This window comes from Paracoccus sediminicola (assembly GCF_027912835.1).
Taxonomy (GTDB): domain Bacteria; phylum Pseudomonadota; class Alphaproteobacteria; order Rhodobacterales; family Rhodobacteraceae; genus Paracoccus; species Paracoccus sediminicola.
This window is the reverse complement of the sequence record NZ_CP115768.1, coordinates 2,181,640-2,194,202: the sequence shown is the minus strand read 5'-3', so window position 1 is coordinate 2,194,202 and position 12,563 is coordinate 2,181,640. Positions and strand designations below refer to the sequence as shown.

Here is a 12,563-nt window from a genome sequence, read left to right as displayed (position 1 = left end):
TGCTTCGCGAATTGAGTGGAGCGGGTGATGGGAATCGAACCCACGTATTCAGCTTGGAAGGCTGCTGCTCTACCATTGAGCTACACCCGCGACGTAACCTCTTTAGAGGATGCGCGAAGGCGTCGCAAGCCGGGGATCGCCCCTAGCCAAGCCGCCCCGGCAGGTACATGCCGCGCAGGATCTCATCCGCTGTCATCGGCCGCTTCCCGGCGCGCTGCGCCTCGAGTATCTCGATCGCGCCGCTGCCGCAGGCCACACGGAAGCCGCCCAGCACCTCGCCCGGCTCGCCATGACCAGCCGCGAGACGCGAGCGGAGCAGCTTGACCCGCTCGCCGCTGATCTCGCACCAGGCACCGGGAAAGGGAGAAAGCCCGCGAATTTGCCGGTCGATCTCGGCAGCAGGGCGACTCCAGTCGATGCGCGCCTCGGATTTGTCGATCTTGCTCGCATAGGTCACGCCGGTGTCGGGCTGGGGCGTAGCGGGCAGCGGCAGTTGGTCCAGCACCTCGGCGATCAGATTCGCCCCCATCTCAGAAAGCCGGTCATGAAGATCGCCGGTGGTGTCCTCCGCGCCGATGACGGTCCGCGCCTCGGCCAGTACCGGGCCGGTATCCAGCCCAGCCGCCATCTGCATGATCGCCACACCGGTCTCTGTATCGCCGGCAAGGATCGCCCGGTGGATCGGTGCCGCGCCGCGCCATCGCGGTAGGATCGAGGCGTGAATGTTCAGGCATCCCAGCCTTGGCGCATCAAGCACCTGCTGCGGCAGGATCAGCCCATAGGCCACCACCACCGCCACATCCGCGTTCAGCGCCGCAAGATCCGCCTGAGCGGCTGCGTCCCTCAGCGACCGCGGATGCCGCACCTCCAGCCCCAGCTCTTCCGCCACGCGGTGCACGGCGGTCGGTCGTAGTTTCTGACCGCGCCCGGCCTCGCGCGGGGGCTGGGTATATACGGCAATAACGTCATGCGCGTGAGCAAGCGCACGGAGCGCGGGGACCGAAAAATCCGGTGTGCCCATGAAAATCACCCGCATCGCCCACTCCTTCATCCTGACCCAAATATCCCGCGGGGTTCGGGGGCGCGCAGCCCCCGCTGCCGTCATTTCCGCTTAGCGAGCTTCGCCGATTTCGCGACAAGCATCTTGCGGCGCAGCGGGCTGAGATGATCGACATACATCTTCCCGTTCAGATGGTCGATCTGGTGCTGCACCGAGGTCGCCCACAGCCCGACGAAGTCCCGTTCTTCAACCTCGCCAAGCTCATTGAGAAACCGCACCGTGACCGCGCGCGGTCTGGTGATGCGGGCGAAGACGCCGGGCAGGTTCGGGCTGGCCTCGTCATGGCTGCGATCCTGAACGGATTCGTGCAATATTTCCGGGTTCGCCATCCGCACCGCCTGCCCGCGCTTATCTGACGCATCGACGACGGCCAGCCGCAACATGATCCCGATCTGCGGCGCGGCCAGACCCACCCCCGGCATCGCCTCCATCGTGTCGATCATGTCATCCCACACCATCCGAACCGTCTCGTTGACGGACTCGACCGGCTGTGCGGGCATATGCAGACGCTTGTCCGTATAGGGCAGGAACGGGCGGACGGCCATCAGGCCTGCTCGCGCGCTCGTTCGCGCTTCAGCTTGACCATCTTGCGGGTGATCATCTGGCGGCGCATGGCGCTGATATGGTCGATGAACAGCACCCCGTCGAGGTGATCCAGCTCGTGCTGCGCGCAGGTGGCCCAGAGCCCGTCGAATTCCTGCTGATGCGTCTTACCGTCGAGGCCGAGCCAGCGGAATTTCACCTGAGACGGGCGCGTCACTTCGGCATATTGATCCGGGATGGACAGGCAGCCTTCCTCATAGACATTCTGATCCTCGGATTCCCAGCTCAGCTCGGGATTGATCAGCACCATTGGCTGGCGTTCCGCTTCGGGATCGCGCTGCGCGTCCATCACGAAGATGCGGCGCAGCACGCCGACTTGCGGGGCAGCGAGGCCCACGCCGGGCGCGTCATACATCGTCGCCAGCATATCCGCAGCGAGCGTTTCGATCTCGGGCGTGATCTTCGCGACAGGCTCACAGCTTTTCTTGAGCCGCGGGTCGGGATGGATGAGGATCGGGCGAATTGTCATGCGATGTGATCTAGGGCAAGGCTTGGCGCGGTGCAACAAGCCGCTTATGGCTTGCGGGACAGGAGACGGATATGAGCACACCCGATTTCGACGAGATCATCGAGCGCCGCGGCACAAACTGCAACAAATGGGACGATATGCAGGCGGTTTATGGCGTCTCGCCCGATGACGGGCTGGCGATGTGGGTGGCCGATATGGATTTCCGCCCGCCTGCCGCCGTCCAGCGCGCGATCAAGGGTCTGGCGGCGCACGGTGTCTATGGCTACCCGTCGCAGCATCCCGATTACCTGCCTTCGATCCAGTGGTGGATGAAAGAGCGCCACGGTTGGGAGATCGAGCCCGACTGGATCCTCACCGCGCACGGCCTGGTGAACGGCACCGCGCTCGCCGTGAGTGCTTTCACCGAGCCCGGAGACAGGGTAATCCTGATGACGCCGGTCTATCACGCATTTTCCCGCGTGATCCGTGCGCAGGGCCGGGAGGTGGCGGAGTTCCCGCTCGCCCGCGACGATGGCCGCTATGTCTTCGACTGGGACGGCTGGTCGGCTCTGTTGACCGGAGGCGAGAAAATGCTGATCCTGTGCAGCCCGCATAACCCCGGCGGTCGGGTCTGGACCGGCGACGAGCTGCGCGAGGTGGCCGAATTCTGCATCGCTCACGATCTTCTGCTGGTCAGCGACGAGATTCACCATGACCTTGTGATGCCCGGTCACAGCCATAGCGTTATGGCCAAGGCGGCGCCGCAGATCTGCGACCGGTTGATCACCCTGACGGCCGCCACCAAGACCTTCAACATCGCCGGGGCTCATGTCGGGAACGCGATCATCTCGGATCCCGGTCTGCGCCGCATCTATAAGGGTCTGATGGCGGGTCTGGGCCTGTCTACCGGCATGTTCGGCGTCGATATGGTCACGGCGGCTTACTCGCCGGAAGGCGCCGAGTGGGTCGATGCGCTGACCCGCTATCTCGACGGCAATCGCCGGATCTTCGATGAGGGGGTGAACGCCATCCCGGGGCTTCGCTCGATGCCGCTCGAGGCGACCTATCTCTCCTGGGTGGATTTCGAGGGGACCGGCATGACCCCAGAAGAGACCAAACGCCGCGTTGCGAAGGGTGCGAAGATCGCTGCGAATGCCGGCGAAACCTTCGGGAAGGGCGGTGAGAACTTCATGCGATTCAATATCGCCACGCCGCGAGCCAATGTCGAAAAGGCGATCTCGCGTCTGCAAGAGGCCTTTTCCGATCTGCAATGAAATGGCGTCGTACCGCATTGCTGCGCCTGACATTTCTGCTGACCCTGCTCTGCCTCGGCTGGCTGATATTCGCACCGCTTTGGGACCCGCCGCGAACCCCGGATGCGCCCGACATTACCGGCCCGCTGCCCGGCCCCGAGCCTGCCGCTACGGGGTCGCAAAAGCCGCTGCAGGGACGGATCGATCGTATCGTGATCGAAAAAGCTGCCCGGCGGCTGAGCGTCTTTCAGGGCGAATCTCTGGTCCGCGAATATCGCATCGGCCTCGGTTTCGCGCCTGAAGGCGACAAAGAACGCCAGGGCGACGGCCGCACGCCGGAAGGCGTGTTCCGCGTTGACCGGCTCAATGATCGCAGCAAATATCACCTCTCCATCGGGCTGGACTATCCGCTGCCGGAGGACCGCGCCCGCGCTGCGGCAGGGGGTTATGATCCCGGCGGGGATATTTTCATCCATGGCCAGCCAAATCAGATCGAGAAGGGCTATCGCGTGCCAGGAGACTGGACGGCGGGCTGCATCGCAATCGATAATCACCAGATCGCCGAACTTTTCGCGGCGACCCGAATCGGCACCGAGGTGGAGATCAGGCCATGATCGATGTGATGCCGCCAGTCACCCTGCGAACCGCGCGGATCGGTGACGCTGCCGGCATGGCTGCGGTTCAAAACGCCATATACAGCGCCGGGTTGCGCGACAGCCCGGTGACGACACCGCAGATGACGAATATCTACCTGACCAATCCGAACAGGATTTCCTGCGTGGTCGCCACGGAAGGCGACAGGATCATCGGGTTTCAGGTCCTCAGCCTTGCACGGTCGGGTAATGAGTATGGCGTGCCGCCGGGATGGGGGATCGTGGGCACGCATATCCACCCGGACGTGGCGCGGCAGGGTGTCGGCGGAAAGCTGTTCGAACTCAGCCTCACCGCCGCACGCCGTGCCGGCCTGCGCCACATAGATGCCCCCATCGCTGCCGAAAATCGCCCGGCGCTTGCCTATTACCAGAGCCTTGGCTTCCGGCCCTATCGCGAGGCCGAAGGGCGCATCCCGCATCGTCTTGATCTGTGACCCCTTCCCGCCGGAGAGCCAAGGCACTAGGTTGCGCACATGACCTGGACCGTGCCCAATATCCTGACGATCCTGCGACTTTTCGCAGCCCCCGGCGTGCCGGTGATGTTTCTCTATTTTCACCGGCCCTGGGCGGATTGGGCGGCGCTGACGCTCTTTCTCGTTGCGGCGATCACCGACTGGTTCGACGGCTATCTCGCCCGCGCCTGGAATCAGCAAAGCCGGTTCGGCGCCGCGATGGATCCGATTGCCGACAAGGCGATGGTGGTCATCGCTTTGGTCGTCATCACCGGATATTCCGGCATGAACCCCTGGCTGATCCTGCCTGCAACCGTGATCCTCTTCCGCGAGGTATTTGTCTCGGGCCTGCGCGAATCGCTTGGCGACAAGGCAAGCGATCTGGCGGTGACCAAGATCGCCAAGTGGAAGACCACAACCCAGATGGTTGCCATCGCCGTGCTGTTTCTGGGCACCGGGCTGGCCTATGTCGAGCACGGCCACCCTCCGCTTCTGGGTGAGGCCACATTGCCGGGCGGCGCCACCTGGTCGGATCTGGCCACGATACTGGGCCTGCTGCTGATCTGGGTCGCGGCGGCACTGACGGCCTGGACCGGCTGGGATTATTTCCGCAAGGCGATGCCGTATCTGAGAGGGCCGAAATGACGCTGGATGTGCTTTATTTCGCTTGGCTCCGCGAGCGGATCGGCGAGCCGAAGGAACGGATCGAAACCTCTGCCGGGACGGTGCGCGAACTGGTGAGCGAACTGGCCGCACGCGGTGATCGCCACGCCGCTGCGCTTTCCGATTTGTCGGCGGTTCGGGTCGCGGTCGATCAGGAACTGGCCGATCTGGACGCGCCCTTGCAGGGCGTGCGCGAGGTCGCCTTCTTCCCGCCCATGACAGGCGGCTGATGCGGATCGAGGTGCAGTCCGCGCCCTTCGATCTGGCGGCGCTGCTAAACGGGTTCGGCGCCGGGGCCGGGGCCGTGGTGACATTTTCGGGCATCGTGCGCGACGATACAGGGCAGATGGTGGCGCTCGAGCTCGAGCATTATCCCGGTATGACCGAAAAAGCGCTGACCGAGATCGCCGTGCGTGCGCGACACCGCTGGAATCTGCTCGATGTTGCAGTGATCCATCGTCATGGCCGCCTGTCGGTGGGCGAGCCGATCATGTGTGTTGCCACCGCGGCCCGGCACCGTGCCGAGGCCTTCGCAGCCGCTGAATATCTGATGGATTACCTGAAATCCCGCGCGCCGTTCTGGAAGCGAGAGATCGGTCCGGATGGTGCAGGGGCCTGGGTCGAGGCGAAGGGCTCGGACGAGGATGCGCTGTCGCGATGGGACTGATCCGTCCTGAACTCGCCGCATGGATAGCGCCGCGCCGCGAATTGCTGGCGGCGATTGGCGGCGCGGTGTTTGGCGGCTGGCTGGCGACATGGGGCGGGTGGTTCTATCTGGGACTCGGCGCGCTGATCTTTGCGGTCTGCGCGGTATTGACTGTCGGCGCCTGGCGGCGGCTTGCCTTTCATCGCGACATCGCCGCGCCGGGCGTGGTCGAGCTTGTCGAAGGCGAGATCCGTTACTACGCCGCCCGTGCGCTCGGCGGGACGGTCGCGCTGCGGCATCTGACCGAGATCCGGCTGATCCGGTTGAACGGGCATGACCATTGGCGACTGAAATCGCGCGATGGTCAGGCCTTGCTGATCCCGGTCGAGGCAAAGGGCGCCGAGACGCTGGCAGACGCCTTTGCTGTGCTGCCGGGTTTGGATATGGGGCGGATCTCGGCGGCGCTGTCTCGGCAAGACGGGCCGTCGCTGCGCATTGTCTGGACGGCGCCCGATGCGGGTTGACTTGGTCTCTCTGCCACGCCACCTCTGAGCGAAAGCAAGAGAGGGGCCGAGATGTCCATTCCCCAGCAGGGCGGCGGCCCGATCGAACGGCGCGAACAGCTCGCCGAATATATCGCGGCGGGCGAGAAGCCCCGCGAGGCGTGGCGCATCGGCACCGAGCACGAGAAATTCGGCTATTGCAAGGACAAGCGCCTGCCGCTGCCTTACGAGGGCGAGTGCTCGATCCAGTCCATGCTGAACGGGCTGCGCGCGCGGTTCGGCTGGACCCCGGTGCTTGAAGGCGACAACATCATCGGGCTGGAGCGTGACGGCGCCAATGTCAGCCTTGAACCCGGCGGTCAGCTGGAACTGTCTGGCGCGGCGCTGGAAAATATCCATCAGACCTGCGACGAGGTGAACCAGCATCTGGCCGAGGTGAAATCGGTGGCCGACGATATCGGCGCGGGCTTCATGGGGCTTGGCGCGGCACCGATCTGGTCGCAGGAACAGATGCCGATGATGCCAAAGGGGCGTTACGCGCTGATGACACCCTATATGCAGAAGGTCGGCACGCTCGGCACGCAGATGATGTATCGCACCTGCACCGTGCAGGTGAATCTCGATTTCGGGTCGGAAGCGGATATGGTGCAGAAGCTGCGCGTTTCGCTGGCCTTGCAGCCGGTGGCTACAGCGCTGTTCGCCAATTCCCCCTTCCTTGACGGCAAGCCGAACGGGATGAAGTCGTGGCGCAGCCATATCTGGCAGAACCTCGACGCGGCGCGGACCGGCATGCTGCCCTTCGTTTTCGACGAGGGGTTCGGCTATGAGCAATGGGTGGACTATGTGCTCGATGTGCCGATGTATTTCGTCTATCGCGACGGAAAATATATCGATGCGCTCGGTCAGAATTTCCGCGACTTCATGGAAGGCAAGCTGCCCGCCCTGCCCGGAGAGGTGCCGACCCTGTCCGACTGGGCCGATCACCTGACCACAGTGTTCCCCGAGGCCCGCGTCAAGAAATTCATTGAGATGCGCGGGGCCGATGGCGGTCCCTGGCGCAGGCTCTGCGCGCTGCCGGCGCTGTGGGTCGGGCTGCTCTATGACCAGACGGCGCAGGATGCAGCCTGGGATCTGGTCAAGGGTCTGGACGCCGAGACCCGCGAGGGGCTCCGCGTTGCAGCGGCACGTGACGGCTTGCAGGGCGAGGCGGGCGGTGTGAAACTGCATGATCTCGCGCGTGAGGCCGTGGCCATCGCCGAGACCGGGCTGAAGAACCGAGCCCGCCCGGGTGCGGGCGGGCTGGTGCCGGATGAGACGCATTTCCTCAACGCGCTTCAGGAAAGCGTCGAAAGCGGGCGCGTGCCCGCCGATGAGTTGCTCGAGAAATATCACGGCGAATGGCACGGAGATTTGACTCGCATCTATGACGAGTATTCGTATTGATCGCGGCATGACCTCGACCTTGCGCTATCGCCTGATTCAGATCTTGGAACTCCTCCTCTGGCTCGGCTTCTTGGCCGGGCTGCTTCGCATCGGCTTGCAGATGATCGAGATGCGGCCCGAGGGATGGCGCGCGATGCTGAGCACCGCCGGAGTTGAGATGCTTGGCCTTGGTGCTGGCATGGCCGGGCTGATCGTGCTGATCGGGATCTATCACAATTCCCGCCGCAATGCTGACGCGCTCGAAAAACTGGCGCGACAGGGTGCGGGGGGTGTGCGCCGCTTGCAAGCCGCGACGCGCGGCGATGCGCCAGCTACGCCTGTTCAGCAGCCACAGCCCCAACAGGCCGAGGCTGCGCACGCGGATCCGCCGCGCTTCGCGCCCGCGCCGTCTCTCAGCCAGCCCGCGTCGGTTTCGGTCCAGGACAGTGCTGCCGCGCGACTGGGTCAGCGCAGGCTCGGCCCGGCAAGCTGAGCCGGGCTGGTGATGCCGGGTCGCCGCCTAAAGCCCTAGCCGGTCCGCCAGAGACAGCAGATCCGCCCAGGCTTCGCGCTTCGCGACCGGGTTGCGCAGCAGATAGGCCGGGTGGGTCATCGGCAATGCCGGTCGTCCAAATGCCTCGGTCCAGTTGCCGCGCAGGCGCAGAATGCCCTCGCGGTTCAGCGCGGCAGCGCAGGGCGTGTTGCCCATCAGAACAATGATTTCCGGTTCGGCCAACTCGACCTGACGGGTCAGAAACGGCAGCGACAGCGCGATCTCGTCGGCATTGGGGCGGCGATTGCCAGGCGGACGCCATTTCAGCACATTGGCGATATAGACCGCCCGTGTGGCGTCCGGCAGATCACGGCCCATGCCGATGGCTGACAGCATCCGGTCCAGCAACTGACCGGCGCGTCCGACGAAGGGCAGCCCTTTCGCGTCTTCTTCCTCTCCGGGTGCCTCGCCGATAATCATGACGCGTGCCGCAGGGTTGCCATCGGCGAAAACGAAATTCCGCGCGCCGCGTTTCAGGTCGAGCCCGTCAAAGCCCGCCTGCGCCTCGGCGAGCTGATCCAGCGTGGCCACCCTCTGCGCAAGCGCCTTTGCCTGTGCAATTGCATCGGCCGCCGCCTCGGCCGGAGAAGCTGCCTTTGGCGGCGCCGCCTCTTGCCGCGCGATGGCGGGCGCGATGGCCTGTTTCGGCGGTGTAGGCAGGTCGGTGCGGTCGAGCGGCGCATCGAGGACCGGCTCGTCCACGCCCATTTCGCGCTGCCATTCCAGCAGGGCGATCGCCGTCCAGCCGTCAATCTCGACGCCGCGCCATGTCAGATCCGATTCCATCGCCGAAGAACCTAGGGACAAGGCGGCGCTGCGACAAGCCCGGCCCTTGCCGTGCGCGCCCCGGTTTGCGATAGAAGGACCACGTTCGAGAGGGGAATAAAGATGACGTTTCGCGCCCGCCATCTTCTGGGGATCGAACAGCTATCCCCCCCGGAAATCACCTCTATTCTCGATCTCGCCGAAACCTATGTGGATCTGAACCGGCGCACGGTCAAACATGCCGATGCGCTTGAGGGCATGACCCAGATCAACATGTTCTTCGAGAATTCGACCCGCACGCAGTCCAGCTTTGAACTGGCCGGTAAGCGGCTTGGGGCGGATGTGATGAACATGGCGGTGGCGCAGTCCTCGGTAAAGAAGGGCGAGACGCTGATCGACACCGCGCTGACGCTGAACGCGATGCATCCCGATCTTCTGGTTGTGCGCCATCCGCAGTCGGGCGCGGCGAATCTGCTGGCGGAAAAGGTCAATTGCGCAGTGCTCAATGCCGGGGACGGGCGGCACGAACATCCGACACAGGCATTGTTGGATGCGCTGACCATCCGTCGCAGCAAGGGTCGTTTGCAGCGTCTGACCGTAGCGATCTGCGGCGATATCGTGCATAGCCGCGTGGCGCGATCGAACCTGATCCTGCTCGGCAAGATGGAGAATCGCGTCCGCTTGGTCGGTCCCGCAACGCTGATGCCTGCCGCCGCCGCCGAGATGGGCGTCGAGGTCTATGAGGATATGCGCGAAGGGCTGGCCGGCGCGGATGTGGTGATGATGCTGCGGCTTCAGAAAGAAAGGATGGATGGCGGCTTCATCCCGTCGGAACGGGAATACTACCATCGTTGGGGGCTGGATGGCGAAAAGCTGTCCCATGCCAAGGATGACGCGATCGTCATGCATCCCGGCCCGATGAACCGCGGCGTCGAGATCGACGGCACCATCGCCGACGATATCAACCGCAGTGTGATACAGGCTCAGGTCGAGATGGGCGTCGCTGTGCGCATGGCCGCGATGGACCTGCTCGCCCGCAATCTCCGGGCCGAGCGCGGCGCGCGTGCTGCCGAGGATGTCGATGCCTGACCGGCGTGAAAACAGCGCCAATGCGGCACCTGGCTCTTCCGTGGTGCCAGGCTGGCAGGGGCTGTTGCAGGAGGATGAGCAGATTCTGTGGCAGGGTCAGCCCCATGCCGAGTTTCGGATCAGGTTCACCGAAATCCTGCGCGGTGTGCCTGGCATGATCCCTGTGCTGATCGTCAGTGTTCTGATGTATAATTTTGCGAAAGAACATGTGCTGCTCGCACTCTGTCCGCTGTTTATGCTGATGAATTTCCTTCGCCTGATGATCGAGCCGGTGCTTACCCCGGCATATCAACGTTCGCGGAGTTGGTATGCTCTGACAAACCACCGTGCCATCGTCGCGACTCACGTGCCGTTCAAGGGCAGACGCGTCTATACCCGTGCGATCGACGCCGGAGCCCCGGTCGAGCTGGTCCAGAGCGATCCGCCCTCGGTCATGTTCGGCCTGAAACCGCGTGTCGGGTTCGAATTCATCCCGGAGGCTGAAAAGGTGATGTCGATGGTCCGTGAGATACAGGGTGCCAAGCCCGAAGCGACAGAAGGCACCGATCACGGGAACCGCGAAAAATGATCCTGCATTTCGAAGACGCAATCCTGATCGACCCCGAAGCGCGCACCGAAGCGCACGGCAGTCTCACGGTCGAGAACGGCGTGATTTCTGCGCGCGACAAGCCTGCGCCGGATGGGGCCAAGATTGTCGCCTGCCGCGGCAAATGTCTGGGTCCCGGGATCATAGATTGGGGCGTGAAGGTCGGAGAGCCGGGTGAGCGTCACAAGGAATCCTATGCAAGCGCCGGTCGCGCTGCTGCCGCCGGCGGTGTCACGACGATGATCGTGCGCCCTGATACGCAGCCGCCTGTCGACAGTCCCGAAAGCCTTGATTTCGTGGCCAAGCGTGCGCAGGACTCCATCGTCCGGGTGCGGCATATGTCCGCGCTGACCAAGCAGCGCGCGGGGCGTGAGATGGTCGAGATGGCCTTTCTTCAGGACAGCGGCGCGGTTGCCTTCACCGATGGGGTGCGGGTCATCAGCGATACGCGCTTGATGACACGTTGCCTGACCTATGCGCGCGGTCTCGGCGCGCTGATCATCGGCCACCCGCAAGAGCCGATCCTCTCGAAAGGCGCGGCTGCGACCAAGGGAAAATTCGCGTCGCTTTATGGCATTCCCGATGTATCTCCCGTGGCCGAGCTGATGGGATTGCAGCATGATCTGGCGCTCGTTTCGATGACCGGCGGACGTTACCATGCTGACCAGATCACGACCGCAGCCGCGCTGCCGGCCTTGCGGCGGGCGCGCGAGGCCGGGCTGGATGTGACGGCGGGGATCTCGATCCACCACCTGACGCTGAACGAATTCGACGTTGGCGATTACCGGACCTTTTTCCGCTTCACCCCGCCGCTGCGGGCCGAAGAGGACCGGCTGGCCATGGTCGAGGCGGTGGCCGAAGGTCTGATCGATGTGATCGCTTCATTCCACACCCCGCAGGACGAAGAGAGCAAGCGCCTGCCCTTTGCGGAAGCCGCACCGGGCGCGGTCGGGCTGCAAACCCTGCTGCCGGCGGCGCTGCGACTTTATCATCAGGGCGGGCTCAGCCTCGCGCAGCTCTTCCGGGCGCTGTCGCTGAACCCGGCGCGGCGGCTTGGGATTGAAGGCGGGCGTATCTCGGACGGCGCTGCCGCCGATCTCGTTCTGTTCGACCCCGATACGCCGTTCGTGCTGGATCGGTTCTCGCTGGAATCCAAGTCGAAGAACACGCCGTTTGACGAAGCCCGCATGCAGGGCCGCGTTCTCGGGAGTTGGGTCGGCGGGCGGAGGGTGTTCGGATGAGCCTGCTGATTTGGGGAATCGTTGGATATCTGCTCGGCTCGGTGCCCTTTGGCATCGTCATCACCCGCGCGCTGGGGCTTGGTGACCTGCGTCGCATCGGATCGGGCAATATTGGTGCCACCAACGTGCTACGCACCGGGAACAAGGGCGCTGCGCTGGCGACGCTGTTGCTGGATAGCGGCAAAGGCGCAATGGCGGTTCTGTTGGCGCGGTATCTGACTGGCGAAGGGGCGGGCATCATTGCCGGGGCGGCAGCCTTTCTGGGCCATTGCTTTCCGGTCTGGCTGGGGTTTCGTGGCGGCAAGGGGGTTGCGACCTTTCTTGGCACACTGATTGCGCTGCACTGGCCGCTTGGGCTGATCGCCTGCGCGACTTGGGTAGCGGTCGCCGCCGCATCGCGGATCAGCTCGCTTTCCGCGCTTGTCGCGGCGGTGTCCTCGCCCGTCGTCGCTCTGGCGCTTGGCCGTTCTGATGTGGCTGCGGCCGCCGCGATGATGGCGCTGCTGATCGTCGTCCGGCATCGTGCCAATATCCAGCGACTGCTTGCCGGGACAGAGCCCCGGATCGGCGGCGGCCGCTAAGGGGAACCGCCCGCGCCGAAGAGCCGTTGTGATCTTGGAGCGCTA

General features: G+C 64.2%; 17 protein-coding genes and 1 tRNA gene. 13 read left to right on the top strand and 5 right to left on the bottom strand.

Annotated features, from left to right (window positions below; translation table 11 throughout):
• Nucleotides 1-16: 16 nt before the first annotated feature.
• The 4 genes from PAF18_RS10885 to def (PAF18_RS10870) form a co-directional block, all read right to left on the bottom strand.
• A tRNA-Gly gene (locus PAF18_RS10885) sits at nt 17-90 on the bottom strand.
• 52 nt (nt 91-142) lie between these two features.
• Nucleotides 143-1,036, bottom strand: a complete 894-nt coding sequence (fmt, locus tag PAF18_RS10880) for a methionyl-tRNA formyltransferase (RefSeq protein WP_271115746.1) — start codon at nt 1,034-1,036, stop codon at nt 143-145.
• A gap of 65 nt (nt 1,037-1,101) precedes the next feature.
• Nucleotides 1,102-1,605, bottom strand: coding sequence for a peptide deformylase (gene def, locus PAF18_RS10875; protein WP_271115745.1), 504 nt, complete (start codon nt 1,603-1,605; stop codon nt 1,102-1,104).
• Entirely contained in the window at nt 1,605-2,132 is a 528-nt protein-coding gene (def, locus tag PAF18_RS10870) for a peptide deformylase (protein ID WP_271115744.1), read from the bottom strand. Before def (PAF18_RS10870) ends, def (PAF18_RS10875) begins: the two co-directional genes overlap by 1 nt.
• Nucleotides 2,133-2,203: 71 nt before the next feature.
• On the opposite strand from def (PAF18_RS10870), the gene PAF18_RS10865 reads away from it, so the two are divergent.
• The 9 genes from PAF18_RS10865 to PAF18_RS10825 are packed head-to-tail and all read left to right on the top strand — an operon-like array spanning nt 2,204 to nt 8,196.
• Nucleotides 2,204-3,385, top strand: coding sequence for a MalY/PatB family protein (locus tag PAF18_RS10865; protein WP_271115743.1), 1,182 nt, complete (start codon nt 2,204-2,206; stop codon nt 3,383-3,385).
• Nucleotides 3,382-3,978, top strand: a complete 597-nt coding sequence (locus tag PAF18_RS10860; protein ID WP_271115742.1) for a L,D-transpeptidase family protein — start codon at nt 3,382-3,384, stop codon at nt 3,976-3,978. Before PAF18_RS10865 ends, PAF18_RS10860 begins: the two co-directional genes overlap by 4 nt.
• Nucleotides 3,975-4,451, top strand: a complete 477-nt coding sequence (locus tag PAF18_RS10855; RefSeq protein ID WP_271115741.1) for a GNAT family N-acetyltransferase — start codon at nt 3,975-3,977, stop codon at nt 4,449-4,451. The genes PAF18_RS10860 and PAF18_RS10855 overlap by 4 nt, the downstream gene beginning before the upstream one ends.
• A 39-nt stretch (nt 4,452-4,490) precedes the next feature.
• Nucleotides 4,491-5,114 carry a CDP-diacylglycerol--glycerol-3-phosphate 3-phosphatidyltransferase gene (pgsA, locus tag PAF18_RS10850; protein ID WP_271115740.1) on the top strand — a complete coding sequence of 208 codons (624 nt, stop codon included), beginning with the start codon at nt 4,491-4,493 and terminating at the stop codon, nt 5,112-5,114.
• A 2-nt stretch (nt 5,115-5,116) separates the two neighbouring features.
• The gene (gene moaD / locus PAF18_RS10845) at nt 5,117-5,362 is read left to right on the top strand and encodes a molybdopterin converting factor subunit 1 (RefSeq protein WP_271118110.1); all 246 of its coding nucleotides are present in this window, start codon (nt 5,117-5,119) and stop codon (nt 5,360-5,362) included.
• Nucleotides 5,362-5,799 carry a molybdenum cofactor biosynthesis protein MoaE gene (locus PAF18_RS10840; protein WP_271115739.1) on the top strand — a complete coding sequence of 146 codons (438 nt, stop codon included), beginning with the start codon at nt 5,362-5,364 and terminating at the stop codon, nt 5,797-5,799. Before moaD ends, PAF18_RS10840 begins: the two co-directional genes overlap by 1 nt.
• Nucleotides 5,790-6,302 (top strand): hypothetical protein, encoded by a 513-nt coding sequence (locus tag PAF18_RS10835; protein ID WP_271115738.1) that lies wholly within the window; start codon nt 5,790-5,792, stop codon nt 6,300-6,302. Before PAF18_RS10840 ends, PAF18_RS10835 begins: the two co-directional genes overlap by 10 nt.
• A gap of 51 nt (nt 6,303-6,353) precedes the next feature.
• The gene (locus tag PAF18_RS10830) at nt 6,354-7,724 is read left to right on the top strand and encodes a glutamate--cysteine ligase (RefSeq protein ID WP_271115737.1); all 1,371 of its coding nucleotides are present in this window, start codon (nt 6,354-6,356) and stop codon (nt 7,722-7,724) included.
• 7 nt (nt 7,725-7,731) lie between these two features.
• Nucleotides 7,732-8,196, top strand: a complete 465-nt coding sequence (locus PAF18_RS10825) for a hypothetical protein (protein WP_271115736.1) — start codon at nt 7,732-7,734, stop codon at nt 8,194-8,196.
• 27 nt (nt 8,197-8,223) lie between these two features.
• On the opposite strand, the gene PAF18_RS10820 is transcribed toward PAF18_RS10825, so the two are convergent.
• Nucleotides 8,224-9,042 carry a uracil-DNA glycosylase gene (locus tag PAF18_RS10820; protein WP_271115735.1) on the bottom strand — a complete coding sequence of 273 codons (819 nt, stop codon included), beginning with the start codon at nt 9,040-9,042 and terminating at the stop codon, nt 8,224-8,226.
• Nucleotides 9,043-9,144: 102 nt separating this feature from the next.
• On the opposite strand from PAF18_RS10820, the gene PAF18_RS10815 reads away from it, so the two are divergent.
• Genes PAF18_RS10815 through plsY form a run of 4 tightly spaced genes read left to right on the top strand, consistent with a single transcriptional unit; the run spans nt 9,145 to nt 12,518 of the window.
• Nucleotides 9,145-10,110, top strand: a complete 966-nt coding sequence (locus PAF18_RS10815; protein WP_271115734.1) for an aspartate carbamoyltransferase catalytic subunit — start codon at nt 9,145-9,147, stop codon at nt 10,108-10,110.
• On the top strand, nt 10,103-10,678 hold the full coding sequence (locus tag PAF18_RS10810; RefSeq protein ID WP_271115733.1) for a hypothetical protein: 576 nt from the start codon (nt 10,103-10,105) through the stop codon (nt 10,676-10,678). Before PAF18_RS10815 ends, PAF18_RS10810 begins: the two co-directional genes overlap by 8 nt.
• Nucleotides 10,675-11,937, top strand: coding sequence for a dihydroorotase (gene pyrC, locus PAF18_RS10805; protein WP_271115732.1), 1,263 nt, complete (start codon nt 10,675-10,677; stop codon nt 11,935-11,937). Before PAF18_RS10810 ends, pyrC begins: the two co-directional genes overlap by 4 nt.
• Nucleotides 11,934-12,518, top strand: a complete 585-nt coding sequence (gene plsY / locus PAF18_RS10800; RefSeq protein ID WP_271115731.1) for a glycerol-3-phosphate 1-O-acyltransferase PlsY — start codon at nt 11,934-11,936, stop codon at nt 12,516-12,518. Before pyrC ends, plsY begins: the two co-directional genes overlap by 4 nt.
• The last annotated feature ends 45 nt before the right edge of the window (nt 12,519-12,563 follow it).

Coding starts and splice junctions, on each gene's coding strand:
- fmt (WP_271115746.1), bottom strand. CDS start 1,036: ATGCGGGTGATTTTCATGGGCACACCGGATTTTTCGGTCCCCGCGCTC.
- def (WP_271115745.1), bottom strand. CDS start 1,605: ATGGCCGTCCGCCCGTTCCTGCCCTATACGGACAAGCGTCTGCATATG.
- def (WP_271115744.1), bottom strand. CDS start 2,132: ATGACAATTCGCCCGATCCTCATCCATCCCGACCCGCGGCTCAAGAAA.
- PAF18_RS10865 (WP_271115743.1), top strand. CDS start 2,204: ATGAGCACACCCGATTTCGACGAGATCATCGAGCGCCGCGGCACAAAC.
- PAF18_RS10860 (WP_271115742.1), top strand. CDS start 3,382: ATGAAATGGCGTCGTACCGCATTGCTGCGCCTGACATTTCTGCTGACC.
- PAF18_RS10855 (WP_271115741.1), top strand. CDS start 3,975: ATGATCGATGTGATGCCGCCAGTCACCCTGCGAACCGCGCGGATCGGT.
- pgsA (WP_271115740.1), top strand. CDS start 4,491: ATGACCTGGACCGTGCCCAATATCCTGACGATCCTGCGACTTTTCGCA.
- PAF18_RS10840 (WP_271115739.1), top strand. CDS start 5,362: ATGCGGATCGAGGTGCAGTCCGCGCCCTTCGATCTGGCGGCGCTGCTA.
- PAF18_RS10835 (WP_271115738.1), top strand. CDS start 5,790: ATGGGACTGATCCGTCCTGAACTCGCCGCATGGATAGCGCCGCGCCGC.
- PAF18_RS10830 (WP_271115737.1), top strand. CDS start 6,354: ATGTCCATTCCCCAGCAGGGCGGCGGCCCGATCGAACGGCGCGAACAG.
- PAF18_RS10825 (WP_271115736.1), top strand. CDS start 7,732: ATGACCTCGACCTTGCGCTATCGCCTGATTCAGATCTTGGAACTCCTC.
- PAF18_RS10820 (WP_271115735.1), bottom strand. CDS start 9,042: ATGGAATCGGATCTGACATGGCGCGGCGTCGAGATTGACGGCTGGACG.
- PAF18_RS10815 (WP_271115734.1), top strand. CDS start 9,145: ATGACGTTTCGCGCCCGCCATCTTCTGGGGATCGAACAGCTATCCCCC.
- PAF18_RS10810 (WP_271115733.1), top strand. CDS start 10,103: ATGCCTGACCGGCGTGAAAACAGCGCCAATGCGGCACCTGGCTCTTCC.
- pyrC (WP_271115732.1), top strand. CDS start 10,675: ATGATCCTGCATTTCGAAGACGCAATCCTGATCGACCCCGAAGCGCGC.
- plsY (WP_271115731.1), top strand. CDS start 11,934: ATGAGCCTGCTGATTTGGGGAATCGTTGGATATCTGCTCGGCTCGGTG.